14 protein-coding genes are annotated in these 19,204 nt (G+C 48.9%); 4 read left to right on the forward strand and 10 right to left on the reverse strand.

Features of this window, described 5'->3' with window-relative positions; translation table 11 throughout:
* Window positions 1-32: 32 nt before the first annotated feature.
* On the reverse strand, window positions 33-902 hold the full coding sequence (locus tag GWC95_RS10430) for a sialate O-acetylesterase (RefSeq protein ID WP_161818643.1): 870 nt from the start codon (window positions 900-902) through the stop codon (window positions 33-35).
* A 20-nt stretch (window positions 903-922) separates the two neighbouring features.
* On the reverse strand, window positions 923-2,848 hold the full coding sequence (locus GWC95_RS10435; protein WP_161818644.1) for an alpha/beta hydrolase-fold protein: 1,926 nt from the start codon (window positions 2,846-2,848) through the stop codon (window positions 923-925).
* A gap of 368 nt (window positions 2,849-3,216) precedes the next feature.
* Here GWC95_RS10435 and GWC95_RS10440 point away from each other — a divergent pair, with 368 nt between their 5' ends.
* Window positions 3,217-3,672: a VOC family protein gene (locus GWC95_RS10440; RefSeq protein ID WP_161818645.1), complete on the forward strand. Its 456-nt coding sequence runs from the start codon at window positions 3,217-3,219 to the stop codon at window positions 3,670-3,672.
* Window positions 3,673-3,784: 112 nt separating this feature from the next.
* Here GWC95_RS10440 and GWC95_RS10445 read toward each other — a convergent pair whose 3' ends face one another.
* The 5 genes from GWC95_RS10445 to GWC95_RS10465 form a co-directional block, all read right to left on the reverse strand.
* Window positions 3,785-4,768, reverse strand: coding sequence for an aldo/keto reductase (locus GWC95_RS10445; protein WP_161818646.1), 984 nt, complete (start codon window positions 4,766-4,768; stop codon window positions 3,785-3,787).
* Window positions 4,769-4,914: 146 nt separating this feature from the next.
* On the reverse strand, window positions 4,915-6,039 hold the full coding sequence (locus GWC95_RS10450) for an alpha/beta hydrolase (protein WP_161818647.1): 1,125 nt from the start codon (window positions 6,037-6,039) through the stop codon (window positions 4,915-4,917).
* A gap of 50 nt (window positions 6,040-6,089) precedes the next feature.
* Window positions 6,090-7,808, reverse strand: coding sequence for an IlvD/Edd family dehydratase (locus tag GWC95_RS10455; protein ID WP_161818648.1), 1,719 nt, complete (start codon window positions 7,806-7,808; stop codon window positions 6,090-6,092).
* 222 nt (window positions 7,809-8,030) lie between these two features.
* Window positions 8,031-9,569 carry a SusD/RagB family nutrient-binding outer membrane lipoprotein gene (locus GWC95_RS10460; RefSeq protein WP_161818649.1) on the reverse strand — a complete coding sequence of 513 codons (1,539 nt, stop codon included), beginning with the start codon at window positions 9,567-9,569 and terminating at the stop codon, window positions 8,031-8,033.
* 11 nt (window positions 9,570-9,580) lie between these two features.
* A complete protein-coding gene (locus GWC95_RS10465; RefSeq protein WP_161818650.1) occupies window positions 9,581-12,748 on the reverse strand; it encodes a SusC/RagA family TonB-linked outer membrane protein in 3,168 nt (1,055 codons plus the stop codon).
* A 216-nt stretch (window positions 12,749-12,964) separates the two neighbouring features.
* Between GWC95_RS10465 and GWC95_RS10470 the strand changes: the two genes are divergently transcribed.
* Complete coding sequence (locus tag GWC95_RS10470) at window positions 12,965-13,849, forward strand: helix-turn-helix domain-containing protein (protein ID WP_161818651.1); 885 nt, start codon at window positions 12,965-12,967, stop codon at window positions 13,847-13,849.
* The gene (locus GWC95_RS10475) at window positions 13,842-15,386 is read left to right on the forward strand and encodes a gluconokinase (protein ID WP_161818652.1); all 1,545 of its coding nucleotides are present in this window, start codon (window positions 13,842-13,844) and stop codon (window positions 15,384-15,386) included. Before GWC95_RS10470 ends, GWC95_RS10475 begins: the two co-directional genes overlap by 8 nt.
* A gap of 128 nt (window positions 15,387-15,514) precedes the next feature.
* On the opposite strand, the gene GWC95_RS10480 is transcribed toward GWC95_RS10475, so the two are convergent.
* The 3 genes from GWC95_RS10480 to GWC95_RS10490 all read right to left on the reverse strand — a co-directional run bounded on the left by GWC95_RS10480 (window position 15,515) and on the right by GWC95_RS10490 (window position 17,700).
* Window positions 15,515-15,904: an HPF/RaiA family ribosome-associated protein gene (locus GWC95_RS10480; RefSeq protein ID WP_161818653.1), complete on the reverse strand. Its 390-nt coding sequence runs from the start codon at window positions 15,902-15,904 to the stop codon at window positions 15,515-15,517.
* Between the two features lie 126 nt (window positions 15,905-16,030).
* Window positions 16,031-17,473: an alpha/beta hydrolase-fold protein gene (locus GWC95_RS10485; protein WP_161818654.1), complete on the reverse strand. Its 1,443-nt coding sequence runs from the start codon at window positions 17,471-17,473 to the stop codon at window positions 16,031-16,033.
* 62 nt (window positions 17,474-17,535) lie between these two features.
* Window positions 17,536-17,700 (reverse strand): hypothetical protein, encoded by a 165-nt coding sequence (locus GWC95_RS10490; RefSeq protein ID WP_161818655.1) that lies wholly within the window; start codon window positions 17,698-17,700, stop codon window positions 17,536-17,538.
* Between the two features lie 152 nt (window positions 17,701-17,852).
* Between GWC95_RS10490 and GWC95_RS10495 the strand changes: the two genes are divergently transcribed.
* Entirely contained in the window at window positions 17,853-19,190 is a 1,338-nt protein-coding gene (locus tag GWC95_RS10495) for a serine hydrolase domain-containing protein (protein WP_161818656.1), read from the forward strand.
* Window positions 19,191-19,204: the final 14 nt, after the last annotated feature.

The following is a 19,204-nucleotide window of genomic DNA, read 5'->3' on the forward strand; positions in this document are numbered from 1 at the left end:
TTGCTGTTGATGAATAAGCATTCCTGCTTTGATCATTTGCCGGGCGAACTGTTGCGCAGCAGCTCCAGCATTTTTTCTCCATACCTTTTTCCCAGCATCCGGTATCCTTCTGCGTTGAAATGGAGATTGTCCTGTGCATCCGGGCAACCGGCAGATGATATTACGTATGCGTTGGGGATCGTTTGCGGAAGCGTTGCAATGATCCTGTTCATACCTGCACAGATCCCACCCTGGTCTGCGTTTACCGTTTCTCCTGCAAGCAGGGGCACCTGTGTGGCTTGCAGGTTCAGGTCGCTGAGCAGGTTGTCGTATACTGTTTTTACTTTAACCGGCCACAAAGAATCGTTTGTGTTCGATTCTCCCTGGTGCAGCAGTATGCCTTTGATCACACCATCTTTCTGTGCAACTCTTGCGAGGTCCACGAGCCGCTGGTAAGGATTGCCGTCGTATTGATTGATCATTCCTGTCATCCATTGCGGTACGGTGGTTACATACGACTGGTATCTGTTCTTATCGAACAACTCTATCTTACAACCACCCACCGCAACATTGATCACACCGATGCGGATGTCGGCCGGTAACTTTTCAACCAGTGTCCTGCCAAAATAATCCGCCGGCGTGAGCCCGGTGCGGCACCTGCTCAATGGCGGCACAGCCGTGTACCAGTTGGCTTTGGTGCGACCGAGATCGGCGCAGTCAACGGCTTGCAGCACCTGGAAACGGGAGTTCACATTCACTGTATCCTGTGGCTCTATTTTTGCATTGCCTTCCATGTTCGATTGCCCGAAGCAAAGGAAGATGTAAAATTTCTGGTCCTGCGAAAACGCGCTCGTATGCAACAAAAGAAGAACGCCGCAAGTGAAGGTGGTGACAAGAGGTTTGAACCCTATTTTTTTTCTCATAACAATAATGTTGTTTGCTCTCACTTGAATAATACCTGCGCAAAATTGTAAAGGTTGTTTCTCCATACCGGCCAGGTGTGGCCGCCCGGGTATTCGCTGTATACATATTTGACGCCCATTTCATCAAACCTGCTCATCATGATCTTGTTGTTGTTAAAGGCGATGTCTTCTTTACCGCCCTGCGATATCCAGAAGCTTTTCAGGTTTGCATTGATGGTTGACGCGTTGTTTTTCATGAAAAGGTATTGCGGATCGGAAAGCGCGGGCTGGTTGCTCCACCAGCCGGAGCTGAACACACCGAGGTAAGCAAAAAAATCTGTGTTCCTGATGCCTGCGTACAGTGTTTGCAGGCCGCCCATCGACAGGCCCGCCAATGCCCTGTTGCTAGCCGTGGTGCCGGTTCTGAAATTTTTCTCGATGAACGGGATCAGCACCTGTTTCAATTCATTCTCGAATAATTTTAATGATGCCTCGCCAAAACCTGCGATACCGCCGCCACCGAAGTTTCCGTCCATCATCACGATGATCATGGGGTTGGCTTTTTTGGCAGCGATGAGGTTGTCGAGGATCAGGTCTGTTTTCCCTTGCTGCGACCATCCCCTTTCGTCTTCGCCACCGCCATGGAGCAGGTAGAGAACCGGATACTTTTCGTTCAGCGCAGAATCATAAGCCGGTGGTGTATAAACATAACACTGCCGCCATGAATTGGTGATCCTTGAAAAATATCTTTTGATCCTTACATCGCCATGCGCAACATTTCTTGCAGCATAATAAGCGCCGCCGGCAAAGGGGATCTCGATACCGCTTGCCATTCTTCCCATGCCATAAAAAGATTCGCTGGCAGGGTCGGCAAGCGAAACACCGTCTATCAAAAGTGTATAATAGTGAAATCCTTCGCTAATGGAATCGGTTGTGGTGGTCCATGTTCCGTTCTCATCTTTCACCAGGTCGTATTTTTTTCCAAGATCGATCTGCACTTTTTTTGCATCCGGCGCTTTGATGCTGAATTTCACACGGCTATCCGGCAGTACCTGCGGATAGGCCGCATTGCGAACGTTGGTGGCAGCCGGCATGCCCGCCACCGGGTATTTTGAAAAACTGGATGGATCAATGGGTTTAAACAGCAATTGCGAAAACATAAAGAGCCCGTTCTTCCATACTTTAAAATCGTGCACACCCGGCTCCACAAAATAAATATGGGGAACGTTGTTCTGCTCAAAATAATCGTGCGTCCGTTTGCTGAAACCGATCAACCCATCGCTCGCGCCGCATGAGATGAAAAGGAGTTTCAGGTTTTTGCGCGCGGCCTCGGGATCGGGCAACAATGCTGCGGGCGGTTTTGTATTGGGCGCTGAAGAGAATGCCCCTACCCAGGCAAATTGGTCCGGGTTGCCTAGCCCAAAATTCAACGACTGACCGCCGCCCATCGAGAGACCCGCGATGGCCCGGTGTCCGCGGTCTTTCAGCACAGGGAATTTTTTTTCGATGAATGGGATCAGGTCGTTCAGCAGGTCTTTTTCAAAATCAGCAAAGGCCTGCACTTTATCAGGCGCCATGATATTACCTGTGGCGCGGTCGTCTTTCATGGCGCGTCCGTTGGGCATCACCACGATCATCGGCACAAGTTTTCCTTCACTGTACAGGTTGTCGAGTATCACTTCGGGATGGCCCCCGTTCAGCCACTCTTTTTCGTCACCGCCAATACCATGCAGCAGGTACAGTACCGGGTAATTTGTTTTTGCCGTATAACCCGGCGGCGTATATACCAGTGCACGCCTGCTGGCGCCTACGGTTTTGGATTCGTAGGTAACCGTATCGATGCTGCCGTGCGCAATGTTCTCTCGTTTCTGATCAAACCCGGGCGCTGCAGGTTTTACAGGCTCCTGCGAAAAAACCCACGCATGGAAAAGCAGGGCCGCGAAAACAGCAAATGATCTTTTTTTCATACTTCAATTTTGATAAACGTTTTTTTGTTGTTCAAAAAACAAAGGACCCGCGCACAGGAACGCGGGAACAACGGTGGTGGTAATATTGAAATGGCGTTCTTCATTACAGCAATCGTGTGCGGCTCAAACAACGCCGTCGTAAACACAGCGCTTGTTATGTTATCTCTAAACTAATTCTTTTTTCAATAAATGTTACCGATTGCATAAAATTTTACACAGATCGTTTTGTTTAGGTCGTCAACTTGTATTATCCACCAGTGATGGAATTTATAAATATAAATGCAACCGATTGCTTTGCTATTGCATTATTCATCCATTTGATGAGTATTGAGCATTTGAATTGATCTATCTTTAAACAAAACCCTTTTATGCCAAAAAACAAGCTCCTGCGTATGGACAATATGGGGATCGTGGTTGCATCCCTGGATACCACGGTTTTGTTTTTCGAAGCGATCGGGCTGAAACTCGAATGGCGGGGTATGATCGAGGGCAAATGGGCCGGACGTGTTACCGGGCTCAGCAACCAGCGCGTTGAAGTTGCCATGATGGTAACGCCCGATGGCCACAGCAAACTGGAACTGTCGCAGTTCCTGGAGCCCGCAGTTGTTGAAGACCACCGCCTCGCACCTGTAAATGCACTTGGTTACCTGCGTGCGATGTTCACTGTAGATGATATTGACGAACTCGTAAACAGGCTGACCGGGCAACACGGCGCCACACTTGTGGGCGAAATAGTGAACTATGAAAATATTTACAAGCTTTGCTACCTGCGCAGTGCCGACGGACTGCTCATCGGGCTGGCAGAAGAACTGAATAAAAAATAACGATGGAGGTACCAATAGAAACTGCCGCCCTTCACAGGCGGCAGTTTCTATTTTGATACAATTGCCCGTTTTCGCGGGCATCGCAACAGTATGGTATGCTCACGGCATCATGCTATTTCTGTACGGCACGCTGCAAAGCTTCGGGATACCTTGCGCCGTGCACCGTTAAAGCTGATAATCCTTCTGCAATGGCAGCCATCGTGTTATCGTCCATGCTCACCGATGCCGCCTTGATGTTTTCTTCGAGCCTGTGAATCTTGGTAGTACCGGGTATTGGTGCGATCCATGGTTTTTGCGCGAGCAGCCAGGCAAGCGAAACCTGTGCAGGCGTTGCATTCTTTTCATTCGCTATCTTTTGCAAAAGATCTACCAGCGATTGGTTTGCCTTGCGGTTCTCTTCACTGAAACGCGGCAGCCTGTTCCTGAAATCGTCTGCTTCAAATTCCGTATCCGCATTGATGGCGCCGGTGAGGAAACCACGTCCAAGCGGACTGAACGGAACGAACCCGATCCCGAGTTCTTCCAGTGTTGGCAATATCTCCGTTTCAACATCCCTGAACCACAAAGAATATTCGCTCTGCAAAGCTGCCACCGGGTGAACCGCATGCGCCTTGCGGATGGTGTCGGTACCTGCTTCAGACAATCCCCAATGCCTGATCTTTCCTGCCTTTACAAGCTCCTGTATTTTACCGGCCACTTCTTCAATGGGCACAGCCGGATCCACGCGGTGCTGGTAAAAAAGGTCGATGTAATGGGTGTCGAGGTTGCGCAGGGAATTGTCTACAACCCGCTGGATGTTATCAGGATGGCTGTCGAGCCCCTGCAATGGATCACCACCTTTGAATCCGAATTTAGTGGCGATGATTATTTTATCACGGAATGGTTTTACTGCTTTACCCAACAGTGTTTCGTTTGCACCCTGGCTGTATGCTTCTGCCGTATCGAAAAAACTGATACCGCCGTCGTATGCTTTGCGGATCAAATCGATCGCGTCTTTTTCCGCAGGTGCCTTTCCATACGCCCAGGTAAGGCCCATACAACCCAAACCCAAAGCCGATACGGTTAAACCGCTTTTGCCCAACGCCCTTTGTTCCATAAGTCTCTGTTTACATTTTTGAGAAAGAAACACAAAGGTAGGCCAATAAGCCTTACAGTTAAAAAGCATTCAGCGTTGAACAGATCTTACAAAACACTGCATTTGTGCCGTTGACGTTTTACGATCATCAAAGACAATCCGCAGGATCAGTTTACAAAAAGCAGCGGCGCCAGTTCGTGCAGGCTGCGGCGCCATGTTAAGAATTCGTGCGCGGTGTTTTCGGAGATATAAGATACGGCATTGTAACCTGCTTCTTTTAATGCGGCGGCTGCGGTTCTTACGCCATCCGGTCTTTCCTTACTGCCGCAACTGAGGAAGATCAATTTTACATTCGCCTTGTCGTTGATCTCTGCGGGTGTATAGGTTCCACCGCTAAGCAGTCCATAGTACGAGAACACACCCGGCCTGTTCAGTGTGATCGAATGTGTTTCCATCCCTCCCATCGATAATCCTGCCATTGCGCGGTGGGCTTGATCGGCAAGGGTCCTGAAGTTTGCATCAACATAAGGGATTAGTTCGTCAACCAGCACGGTCTGAAAAGTATCCACCTTGAAATTCCTCAGGCCGCTTCCAAATTTCAATTCGTTGGTCATTCCATAAGTCATCACGATGATAAAGGGTTTGATCTTTCCACCGGCGATCAGGTTGTCCATGATCAGGTTCGCGCGTCCCTGGTTGCTCCACGCGGTTTCATCTTCTCCCCATCCATGCTGCAGGTAAAGTACCGGGTATTTTTTCGACCGGTCTTTTTCGTATCCCGGTGGTGTATACACAAATGCCCTGCGTATTGCATTGGTGCTTTGCGAAGGAAACAATACCTGCTGCACATTGCCGTGCGGTACATTTTTGAGTGCATAAAAATCCTGGTCGTGGGCAGGAATTTCAATTCCGCTCTCCCATCGCACGGAACCGTAATAGTTCTGTGCACCGGGGTCATTGAATACGCCGCCATCTACCGTTACATGGTAGTAATGAAATCCTTCATCCAACGGCCCTTCGGTGGTGCCCATCAAAGATCCGTCTGCAGCTTTGGCGAGCCTGGTGCCGCCTCTTCCGCCGAGGCCGAGGCTTACCTTTACACTGTCTGCCGCCGGCGCAACGATCCTGAACCGCGCATAGCCTTGCGAATTTACTTTTGGATATTCCTGGCCGGGCTGGTTCAAAACAGAAGGACGAAAATCTTCAAGAACAGTGGCGGTGCCCGCCTGTGCCAGGCAGGTGATGGCCATTAACAGGTTCGCAACACAAATGATCGCAAATTTCGTTTTCATGGATTCACTTTTTTTTGTTTTCAAAAAAATCCGTGTCCTTCTTTTATTTTTTAATGAGAATCTCTTGTTACGGTTGATCCGCTGCTGCCTAATAAAAAATCCATATCGGCGCCTTTGTCGGCGCCCATTACGTGTTTGATGTACAGGCTCACATAACCGCGTGTTGCCGCGGGTGCGGGTTGTTGCCAGTTGTTTCTGCGTTTGGCGAGTTCTTCGTCGCTTACATCGAGATGCAGCTTACGGCCGGGCACATCGAGTTCTATCATGTCGCCGTTTTCAACCAGTGCAAGGTTTCCGCCGATGGCGCTTTCGGGCGACACGTGCAACACCACTGTGCCGTAGGCCGTGCCGCTCATACGGCCATCGCTGATGCGTACCATATCGGTCACACCTTTCTCGAGTAATTTTTTGGGCAGCGCCATGTTACCTACCTCGGGCATGCCGGGGTATCCAACGGGGCCAACGTATTTGAGCACCATCACACAGGTTTCGTCGATGTCCAGGTCGGGAGAATCGATCCTTTCGTGGTAATCTTCAATGCTGTTGAATACAACCGCGCGGCCCCTGTGTTTCATCAGCGCCGGTGATGCCGCCGATGGTTTGATCACTGCGCCGTTGAGGGCGAGGTTTCCCTTTACCACAACACAGCCGGCTTCTTCGATGATCGGGTTGTCATAGGTTGTGATCACATCTGCATTGTAGCAGGTTGTATTGCCGCTGATGTTTTCGTGATGGTTTTTGCCGGTAACCGTAACCACATTTTTATGAAGATGGTCTTTCAGCTCGTTCAGGATAACGGGCAATCCACCCGCGTAATAAAAATCTTCCATCAGGTATTTTCCCGAAGGCATTAGATTCAGAAGCAATGGGATCTTGCTTCCGATGGCATCAAAGTCTTCGAGGTTCAGCTCCACGCCTATCCTGCCGGCTATCGCACACAGGTGAATGATAAAATTGCTTGATCCACCTACGGCCGCATTTACCTTGATCGCATTTTCGAATGCTTCCCTGGTGAGGATCTTATCGATGGTGAGGTTTTCTTTTACCATCTCTACGATCCGTCGCCCGCTCAGTTGCGCCATTTGTTTTTTGCGGCTGTCGGCCGCAGGTATCGCGGCTGCGCCACTCAACGTTAAGCCGAGCGACTCTACCATGCAGGCCATTGTGCTGGCCGTGCCCATCGTCATGCAATGGCCTATGCTCCGGCTCATGCAACTTTCGGCGAACTCACAATCTTCCTGCGACATCTTTCCCAGTTTCATGTCTTCATCGAACTTCCATACATGTGTGCCGGAACCAATATCCTGTCCCCTGTATTTCCCGTTGAGCATAGGGCCTCCCGGAACAACTATGGTGGGTAAGCCCACGCTTGCTGCGCCCATCACGGTTGAGGGTGTTGTTTTATCACATCCTGTGAGGAGCACTACGCCGTCTATCGGGTTGCCGCGTATGCTTTCTTCGGCGTCCATGCTTGCCAGGTTGCGGAACAGCATGGCCGTGGGTTTCAATAATGTTTCGCCCAAACTCATGATGGGAAATTCTACCGGGAAACCGCCGGCCTCTATCACGCCGCGTTTTACCATTTCGGCGTGGTCGCGGAAATGGGCGTTGCAGGGAGTGAGTTCACTAAAAGTATTGCAGATGCCGATCACAGGCCTTCCATCGAACCAATCGTTTGGCATGCCCTGGTTTTTCATCCAGCTCCTGTAAATAATGCCGTCTTTATCCTTGCGGCCAAACCATCCGTGGCTTCTGAGTTCGGTATTCATTTTCGATTTTTTTAAAGTACTTCTATCGCCGTCCTGGTAAAGGCCGTCAAATTGTTCGTGCGTTTACAGCAAATCTACTTTGCCTGCGCGTTATCTCTGCAATTTATCTTCGGTGCGCGTGAACCGGCAGATCCGTTCCAAACGTATGGCTAATAATAAAAGACCTTAAGTAGAAACAAAAGGTCTTGCTTGCTTGCGACAAGGCTTGCTATAAAATGCGTTCTATTTATCCCACCATACTTTTGTGCTTAATTTATCAGGACCCTGGCGCGTGATCGCTTCCTGCAGCTTTGCCGTGTTAACGGAAAGTTCAGACGTTGGGTAGGTGAGCCTCCTGATGAATGTACCATTCGGAACATCGGGATTGGTAGGCTGCCCATAAGGGTTCGGTGTCAATGCAGGGAACCCGCTTCTCCTGAAGTTGGCGAATGCTTCGGGACCGTTTAAGAATGAACTGATCCAGTATTGTGTGTTGATCTGGTTCAGCTCGTTGCCCGCGGTCAACGGATTGGCACCAACGTAAATATCCCTCGCTGTGGCCGATACCGCGCTTCCCGGATCGTATGTTACCATCTGGTCCATGTTGGCTGCGATGCCCGCTGAAAAATATTGCGCAGCGGTTCCCGATGTGATAAAACCCCTGAAACGCGCCTCGGCCATCAGCAAAAGCGTTTGCGATGCTGTAACAAAAAACACAGGCGAATTTGTTTTTACAACCCTTCTGCGATCAGCCTGGCTGTATTCGTAGAAACTTACCAGGCCGTCTGCCGTTGCCTGCGTTACCGCGGTTCCATTGTCTTTTCCCATGGGCATTCCGATCTGTACAGCAGGCGTGGTATTGCCGGCCGAAGCCACCTGCCCGTTGCCCGATGTTGCGCCCACATAACGTACTGCGATTGAAGACAACCTCGGGTCGTTTGTGCTTTTGAGCTGGTCAACAAATGGTTTTGTAAGGTAAAAATTGGCCGCTTCTCCGCCATTGAGTGTTGCGCCGATGGGTTGTGTGAAGTTTGCATCGTGACGGATATAGGCATTGTCTGCATTGTCTGTGATCACGCCCCCTGCCATTGCAGCGGTGATGGTTGTCAGCGATTTTGCAGGATCCGCTTTCGCGATCCGCATGCCTGCCCTCAACAAAAGCGAATTGGCAAATTTCTTCCATTTCGTTACATCGCCTCCGTACAGAACGTCTGCTGTTTCTATCGGTGCGCTTGCGCTCAATGCTGCAGCGGCTTCGGTAAGCTCCTGTATGATGCCGTTGTACACGGTTTGCTGCGCATCGTATTTTGGAAAAAATACCTGGTCTGTAAAACCGGCGCCGCCTTCGGTGTATGGGATGTCTCCGTATTCGTCGGTAAGTACCATAAATGCATACGCCTGGAATATGCGGGCCATGTGGTACATGTTCGATCTTGTGGTCACACCTTTTGTACGCGCAATCGCATCGTGTGTGTTCCTGATCACGTTCTGGTAGTACAGCGCCCAGATCGGTTGCGTGGTAACGTCCCTGCTGTCCTGGTTAAAATTGGCCCCTGCCAGTACACCACCGTTTGGTGAGATCATGTGTTGCACGATGCCCACATCAAATACAAGCGATTTTACAGGATAAGAAGCATTGATCACCGCGTTGTTCAACAACAATGCGGCATCAAGCGAAGTGGGATTGACACGGTTTATATTCAGGTCGGCCAGGTTCTTGTCGCACGAGGAAAGACCCGACAACGTGAGAATGAACAACGTATAAAAAAATAGCTTTTTCATGATCGTAGAAGTTAAAATTTAATGTTTAGGTTCAAACCAAATCCTCTTGTTGTAGGGATACCTGGCGATTCGAGGCCGGCCTGCGTATCTGATCCAAATCCAAATGTTTCGGGATCGATGTTGTCAACCCATTTTTTGATGATCCACAAATTGGTGCCCACCAGGTCGAGTTTCAAACCTTTGATCGGCCATTTGGCAGGGATGAACCTTGTAAAGTCATAACCCAATGCTACCTGGCGCAGTTTCCAATACCCGCCATCATAGATAACCGGCTCGATGATCTGTTGTGTACGCAGGTGCTCCCAATAGGTTTGTACTGCGGTAACCGCCGTATTAGGTCCGCCGCTCTGGTTAACGCCCTGGCCGGTTACACCGCCTGTCCTGCCCTCGAGGGTCATCTGGTGAAGTCCTTCGCGGATCGCGTTGAAATTGGTTCCCGATAACATTTTGTTACCCAATTTGTAATCGATGAACACAGAAAGCGAAACGCCTTTGTAATTGAAGCTGTTTAAAAATCCTCCTGTCCATTTAGGCAATGCGCTGCCAAACAGCAGGAAGTCTGCGGTACGAAGCGGCACTCCATTGGATTGGAAAATACGTTGGTTGCCCTTGGTTGCATCCCTCGCATAACCAAAGCCTGCGATCTGCCCGATCTCTTCCCCTACCACGTAACGCAGCTCACCGTTGAATACGTGTGTTCCAACCGTGATCCTTTCACCGGGTGTATTTGTAATGATGCTGATGACCTTTGTTTTGTTGTACGCCGTATTTGCAGTGAACTCCCATGTGAAGTTTGCAGTTTTGATTGGCGACAGGTTCAGCATGGCTTCAAAACCTTCGTTGCTGCTTTGGCCGCTGTTGATCCTTGTATTCACAAATCCCGATGCGTCTGAAATCTGAACGGGAACGATCTGGTCGCGTGTGATTTTTCTATACACCGAGAAATCGAAGTTCACGCGGTTGTTGAACATCTTCAGTTCCAACCCGAGTTCTGTTTCAGATACACGGCTTGGTTTCAGGTTTGCATTGGGCAATGTGTTGCCGTTGCTGGTACCTACCGAAACAGAGCTGCCCGATGGGTTGTTGATGGTATTGGCATTTACGATGTAAAACAATTGATCGGATGAAGGCGCCACATCTCCATCGCTTCCCACTTCTGCATAACCTATCCGCAGTTTTCCGAAATTGAGCCATTTGGTTCTCAGGTTTTCAGAGAACACATAGGCACCGGAAACCGATGGATACAATATGCTCCTGTTGGCTGGCGATAATGTAGAGAACCAATCGTTCCTTACGGTACCGGTCAGGTACAACGTGCGGTTCCACGAGATATCGGCAGAACCGTAGAGTGAATTAACGCCCAACTCTGTAAGCGTATATACCGGGTCTTTGGCACGACCGTTCTGTACGGTGTACAATCCTCTCACCACAAAATCAGTAACCTGTACGTTGTTGATGTCCCTTCTTCTCCTCATCTGGTTTCCGCCAGCGGTAAGCGTGAAGTCGAAATTTTTGTATTTCTGGTTGGCCGTAAGCAGGAAGTCCATATTGGTTTCGCGGAAGCGGTAAGATTCCTGGGTATAGATCCCGTTTACAAAGCCCGGGTTGGCCGCGGCGCGCGATGCCTGGCCGGTAGGGAAATTATTTACGTCTTCATCGCGGCTCCAGTAATCCTGTCCGAACCTTCCCATCAAAGAGAGCCATGGAAGGAAATTATATTTTGCCGAAACGTTTCCGAATATCCTGTCCCTTCTCACATTGTGAAACTGTTCTGCCAGCACCCAATATGGATTGGTACGGTTCGTAAACCGTGAATAGACATATTCATTGCCGGTAGCAGGGTTGTAGATATTTGCTTTCAACACACTCATCGGCATGGTATTGGCCATGGCCATGATGGAGGTTGGGATCGAGTTGTCCTGGTTGGCAATATTAGGCGGGTTCCTGTTGATCTCATTGGTATAATTGATGTTTCCCGCGATGCTCAGTTTATCAGACAACTCGTTGGTGAACCCGAGGTTCAATCCTTTCCTGCTGAATGAATTGTTTGGAACGATACCCTTGTTCTCCGAATTGCTCAACGAGAGATGCAGCCCGCCTTTTGCACCACTGGTTCCGATGGTAACCGTGTTTGAAAGGTTTTGTGCATGCCTGTAAAATTCTTTGATGATGCTTCCCTGCGCCACATAAGGAATGTTGGGTGTATTGAACAGGGTTTGCGTCATTCCGGGCTGTATCAATTCTCCGAACGACCATTGCCCCGAAGTAGGGTTTGGCGTAGTTGGACGAACACCGCCTTCTCCCTGGCCATACAGCTTCTGGTAATTGGTATAATCGAGCGGCGCCTCGTCGGTATAATTTACATTGTATGAAATACCAAGTCCCTTGCCCTTGCCTTTTGATTTTGTGGTGATCATGATCACACCATCTTTCGCACGCGAGCCATACAGTGCGGATGCGGCTGCACCTTTTAATATGGTCATGCTTTCTACGTCATCAGGATTGATGCTGGAAAATCCGTCGCCACCATCTGCAAATACGCCGGCGCCTTTTACGCTTACTGTATTGGCATCGTTGAAATTGGTATTGTCAACCGGAACGCCATTGATCACGATCAACGGCGTATTGGTACCATTGATGGAAGACTGGCCACGGATCCGGATCTTGGATGAACCACCCGGGCCGGTACCCAAAGAAGAAATGTTTACACCTGCCACTTTACCCTGTAATGCATTCATCGGGTTGGCAGTGCGGTTAACAGACAACTCATCGGGATTTACGGATGTGGCGGCATAGCCGAGTTTCCTTGATTCCTTTTTTATTCCCAATGCAACAACAACCACCGCGTTCAGGTTTTCTGTCATGGGCGCGAGGGTGATGTCTATTTTTGTTCTCCCGTTCACATCCACTTCCTGGTTCAGGAAGCCGACAGACGAAACAACCAGGCGGGCTTTTGCAGAAGCGGGGATGCTGAAAGATCCGGAGGCATCGCTGGTGGTGCCGGCGGATGTTCCCTTGATCGTAACAGAAGCGCCCTCAACCGGTTTACCGGCCTGGTCGGTTATTTTCCCCGACACGGTCTGTGCCTGGGCTAAAACAGAAAAACAAAAGAAAACGGGTAGAAAAAAGAGCAGTTTGCTCCAATGCTGCCTGTGCGGCAGAAATGATGGTACGTTCATAATGGCAAGTTGTTTTGATGAATGATCATTTCCGGGAAAGCAATCATCCCGGCATTTACAAAATAAAGTGTTCGCTTCAGCAAAAACTTCCAATAAAAAACGGCGATGAATATTGTACGAATGACAATTCATTTTTTTAAGTAACTATACAAAAGCAAAGGCCGCGTGTTGCTAAACCAGCGGAACGGCCTTATCTTACAAACAATAATGAACAGTATGAACCAGTTTGTCTTGCAAAAAGGCCGTTCAGCCGAGCTCAAGCTGTTTCCGTTTATTGTTGAATTTGCCAGCAGGCGCAACGCAACCATCCACGGCAACCCTGCCACCGACGATACCGGCAGGTGCGTTCGTATCTTTTATATACTGGAAGGAAAATTCGAATGGATCGTCAATGCAGAACACCATATGCTGTACCCGGGCGACCTGGTGATCATTCATCCCGGCCAGGTTGTTGAAGGATCACAAGACAGCCTGAACACGGGAAAACTTTTTTGGCTTCACATAGAAACAAACAAAAGAACAGACGAGTTCATCTTCCAGAAATGGAGCCATTTATCGAGCGGCGAGGCCAATGCCGTTGGTAAAGTATTTAAATACAACAGGACACCGGTCATATCAAGGTGCAAGGAGGCCGGCCTTATCTTCGCGGAGCTGCAGGCGGAATTGTTTAACCAGCAGATCGGATTTTATACAAGGGTGATCCATTTGCTGGATGAACTGTTTATCATGATCGCGCGGAGACTGGCCATACGCGACAATACAAACCGGGACTTTCCACAGGCCTTTATGAATTTTGAGCAGACACTCCGGAAAAACCTTACGCACCAGTGGACGGTGGAAGAGATGGCCGCACTGGTGGGCCTCGGCACTACCACTTTTACAGAAAAAGTGAAAAGCTATTCCGGCTTTTCGCCGCTCAATTACCTGATCACCATCCGCATTTCGGAAGCCATCAAACTTTTGAAGAGAAACAGTTTGAGTGTAACGGAAATTGCATTGGAGACAGGGTTTTATTCTTCCCAACATTTTTCAACCACGTTTAAAAAATTAACCGGGCTCACCCCGCGCGATTTCAGGAATAAAAACAAAACAAATGACTAAGATCTCCTCTCATAAAAAAGAATGCGTGATCACCATTGAAATGGGAACCAACGCAGTAAGGATCTTTGCCTTCGACCTTGCAGGCAATGTGATCGGCGACAGGAAGGGCACCTACCCCACCTTTCACCCGCAGCCCGAGTACAGCGAGCAGGATCCTGAACAGGTATTCATTACGATGCTGTACGTGTTAAAGAATTTCCTGAGCGAAGAGATCCATCCGCAGAAATACACCGTGTCTACCATCTGTTTCAGTGCGGCCATGCACAGTGTACTGGCGATCGATAAAAACGATGTTCCGCTGGGCAACGCGATCATCTGGGCAGACAACCGCGGAAAAGAAGAAGCGGATGCGTTGAAGAAAACCGCTTTGGGACGAAGCATTTACAAAAATACCGGCACTCCGATACATCCTATGTCGCCCCTGATCAAAATTGCGTGGATGAAAAAAAAGGACAGGCAACGTTTCAACAAAACGGCAAAGTTCTTATCGATCAAGAGTTACATTGTTCAGCAGTTGACAGGCGAGTGCCTGATCGATTTCAGCCTTGCTTCGGCTACAGGGCTGTTCAATAACCAGACGGTAGACTGGGATGCGCAGGCACTTGATTTTGCTGGTATCGATGCAGACAGGTTGCCCGAACTGGTATCTGTTTTTTATGCGCCAAAGAAATTAAAACGGGAGTTCCAGACATCGCTGGGGTTGCCGGCCAACACAAAGATCCTGATCGGATCGAGCGATGGATGTTTTGCAACATTGGGCGCGGGGGTATGGACGGGCGACAAAGCAACGATCACCGTAGAAGACAGTGGTGCGATGCGGGTAGTTGGAAAAAAGATCATTCACGATGAACAGCAGCGCTTTTTCAATTATGTGCTCACAGAAGATTATTTCATATCAGGCGGGCCAACCAACAACGGCGGGGTTATATTCGAATGGTTTGCAAAACAGTTTGGCGATTTTAAATATGCTTACGACATTGAGAACTGCATGGAAGACCTGATCGCAGATGCAGAGAAGATCGCGACAGGATCGGATGGATTGCTTTTTCTTCCGTATCTCCTCGGCGAGCGTGCGCCGATATGGAACGCGAATGCAAGGGGCGTATATTTTGGATTGAACATCAACCACGGAAAAAATCATTTCATAAGATCTACCATTGAGGGCATTCTTTATGAAATATTCAGCATCGGTAAAACACTGGAGGAGCACCGGAACATAACGAGCCTTTCTGTAAACGGAAGTTTTGCGACCATTCCTTTCTGCTCGCAGATGATCGCAGACATCTTCAACAAACCCGTGAGCATCTGCAAAAACCTCAACAGCGTGAGCCTTGGCGCGTTCCTGCTGAGTGCAACAGATATGGGCCTGTTCAAAAGCCTTGATGCGGCGGCACGAAGCGTGGTCTTTGAAAAAACATACAAACCATCAAAACAGAACCACGAGGTATACAAAAAGTATGTGGATATATTTCAAAGGCTCAGTACAAAATTTGCGGACGAATTTGAATCCATTACAACGTTGCAGCAACAACTTTAAAACAGGACGGGAACACTGGGTGGAACAACCACGGATAAAATGTAAAATTTCTTCCCCGCCCGCAGCGAGGAACTGACATAAAAAGCCCGCTAACTGAGTAGCGGGCCCTGGAATGGAAGTGCAAAAAATCAGGGATTCTTTACCACATCCTCAAGATCTGTATCAACGTCAACATCGGCTTCTGCCTCCAGCAATGCATCCTGTATGGCGTTGGCCTCTGCCTGGCGCTCTTTGATCACGCGGGATTTGAGGCGGTTGAGGTTTTCAGACAACACGTCTACACACTCGGTAACCGCGGTTTCAAAATACGCGCTGTGCCTTTTTACGAAAGGATCGTTTCCGGGCATTTCAAGGCGTATTTCACAATAATCGTTTTGCGGTTCCGAACCCGGGCCTTTGAAAAGCGTTACGTTGGCACGGATGATGCGGTCGCTTTTAAGGGTATTCACTTTTTCTCTCACAAAACCTTCCAATGATTCCCCGGCTTTGAACCCTAAAGATTGAATAATGATTTCCATGGCTTTTCTTTTTTTTAAAACATACTATAATTATGCCAGCGGGGTGCAGGCCTGCAATGTTCAGCAATCGTTAAAAAATGTCCAACATATGGTGCAACGCCACCTATTTTATCGATCCAATTGACATCAACGGATCCTCGCATCAATTTCTGCCTGGACGCGTTTTGTGAATGCGGGCGACCAGATCGTCCAGTGATTGGCGCCAGGAATGATCTCTGCAACAAGATCGGCCTTTGCGGTCTTAGCTTTTGCGGCCAATGCGCTCACCGATTTATCGAGGTGAAAATTATCTTCGGCGCCTGCATATATGTGTACCTTACCCGGGAGATCATTGTTCCAATGCTGCTGTATGTATCGCCCGAGATCATAACGGCTCCACGCTTTCACCACCTCGCGGTCGATTGCACCTGTTCTGCGGTCGTAGAGCTGTTGCGGCCTTCCGTTTCGATCGGGTTTACCAAACTCCGCTTCGAATGATTGGTATTGGCCGCCATCGCCGGTAAAATCGTCGGCGGTCACCATGTTGCTGAGCGTAGTGGCCGCCACTCCTTTTTCGAGAAACATGCCACGCTCCTTGCCCGCTTCATCTGTATAAACGTTTCTTTCTTTGTACAGATCGATGCCCGTGAAATTGCTGAAATCCACAGGGTCGGGCGATACTGCCCAACATCCATTGAATGCATTGGGATAATTCAGCTGCAGCCAGGCTGCGCCATAACCGCCCGAGCTTTGGCCGACAAGAAAATAATTTTCCGCTGTTTGCGCCGCGGGATAGTGTTCCTGCAAATAAGGTATCACTTCTTTCACGAGTGCCCTTCCCCATGGGCCGTTTACATCAGAATCCACGAAAGCATGCAGCCCCCAACGCGTTTGTGTTTCGGGGTTGAGGTACACATAGATCTTTTTCTTGCCCTGCCCCATGCCATACCTTTGTCTTGGCTGCGCACCCTGCGCATCGTAATGCGTGCCACCCCAGCCGGGAATAATGAAAACAACGGGATATTTTTCTCCCGTAGACACACTATCCGGAAGAACTACCGCCGCTTTTACAAAAACATCTTTGTGATGGAACGCCGACAGCAAACCACTTTTCAGGTTGAGCAATTTGAGGGTGGCCGTTTCGCGGAAAGCACGTTCCCTGAACACCGTATTGATGTAAAGATGCTTTTCGGCGCTGTGGTTGTCGGGGATATAAAAAATGAAATTACCACGTGTATAAGCGTTACCGGGATTCGACGTGTTTGTCCTGTTCTCTCCCTTTATGTGAATGGTGGAAGCGAGTTTGTAATAACCGGGTTTTAACTGGCTGAGCCGGGCGCCGCTGGCTTCGGCATTGTCGTCAAAAACCTTTACCTCTCCTGGTTTCCAGTCAACCACATTCATCGCGAAACTGGCCTGTGGCGAAAGGTCCTGGCCGATCTCTTTGGTGGTATCATTCTGTGTAAGCAGGATGAGGCGGCCCGTAAAAGAGGTATGGATGGATGTATCCAGGTGTACATATACTTTAACCTGCGCATGGACCGCTGTTGCAAGCAGCAGCGAAAACACGGTCACCAGTTTTATTCTCATAGTTATTTATTTTGATGAACTAACAACATTTTCATCGCAGTGTTACAGTTTTGTTACGCGTTTTAGAAACAATATTTATGATTCGAGCATTCGTTCTTTCCATCCAGAAACCAGCGCCTGCTTCCCGGCATGAGGCCCAGGATGAGTTGATGCAGTGCCTGCATATCGCCGCGCTTTGAGCCGGGCTGGCTGTTGATGTATTCCTCCACCTGTTTTTCTGTTTTCATAAAAATGCGGTTTTCAAATTTCGTTCATTTTGTGTTTTCCTGTATGCGGGCGATGATTTAGTTTTTGAAACGGGATGGATTCTGTGTATTTTCAGTCATTGATGCACTGGAGCTGCCCCCGCCTATCCAGGTTAATGTTAAATCTGCGTGATATGAAGAGAAGTATTTTTTGGGCCGTGCTTTCAGCAGGCATTTTGTTTTTGCTCACGGGCGCTTCTGCCGGGGCGCAGGACTTCAACAAGGCCAAACTCGACAGCGTTCTTGTGTCCCTCGAAAAGAACAATAAATTCATGGGTGGTATTGCGCTTATGCGCGATGGGCAGCTCATCTATGCTAAAAACACAGGCTTCAGCGATGTAGCGAAACAAACAAAAGCCAACGAAAATACGAGGTACCGCATCGGCTCCATTACCAAAACGTTTACCGCGGTTCTTGTGATGAAGGCGAACGAGGAAGGCAGGTTAAACCTCGACGAAACGCTCGACAAATATTTTCCAGGCATTGCAAATGCAGCAAAGATCACGATCCGGCACTTACTGACGCACAGGAGTGGTATCCATAATTTTACCAACGATGCCTCTTACCAAACATGGTACACGGCTCCGAAAACCAGGAGCGAACTGGTAAAAACAATCACCGATGCCGGCAGTGATTTTGAGCCCGGCAGTAAATTTTCATACAGCAACTCGGGGTTTGTGCTGTTGAGCTTTATTCTTGAAGACATTTACAAAACCTCCTATGCCCATCTTGTTCAAGAGAAGATCGTAAAACCGCTGGGATTGCTATACACTAGTGTTGGCGGAAAGATCAATGCAGAAACAAACGAGGCAAGATCGTACACGTTTACCCAGGGATGGACACTGGAAAAAGAAACGGATATGTCTGTGCCCATGGGCGCCGGAGCGATCGTATCAACGCCCACAGACCTGGTAAGGTTTTCCGAAGCTTTGTTTTCCGGGAAACTCGTTGGCCTGACCGCGGTTGAAGAAATGAAGAAGCTGAAAGATAACGTTGGATCCGGCTTGATCACCTTTCCTTTCTACGACAGAACGGAGTTCGGCCACTCAGGAGGCATTGATGGTTTTTCTTCCCTCTTCTCTTACGATCCTGAAAAAAGGATCGCTTTTGCGATGATATCCAACGGCATGAATTACAATGGCAACGATCTCACCATCGCAGCGCTGAGCGCAGCTTACAACAAACCATACCAGGTGCCCCTGTTCAGCAGCTACAAGGCTACCGAAGAAGAACTTGACAAACTCCTCGGCAATTACACATCCAAAGAAATTGGCCTTAAAATAACGATAGCCAGGGAAGGAACCACGTTGTTTGCAAAAATTGAGGGACAGGGAAGCAGGCCATTAGCGGCCATTGACAAAAACAAATTCGCAGACGACGCCGCGGGCGTAAACGTTGTTTTTCAACCCGAACAACAAACGTTTACATTGTCGCAACACGGCAGGTCGTTTAATTTTTCGAAAGCTTTGTAACAGCAAGTGCGGCA

Source organism: Sediminibacterium roseum, assembly GCF_009939005.1.
Classification (GTDB): Bacteria; Bacteroidota; Bacteroidia; order Chitinophagales; family Chitinophagaceae; genus Sediminibacterium; species Sediminibacterium roseum.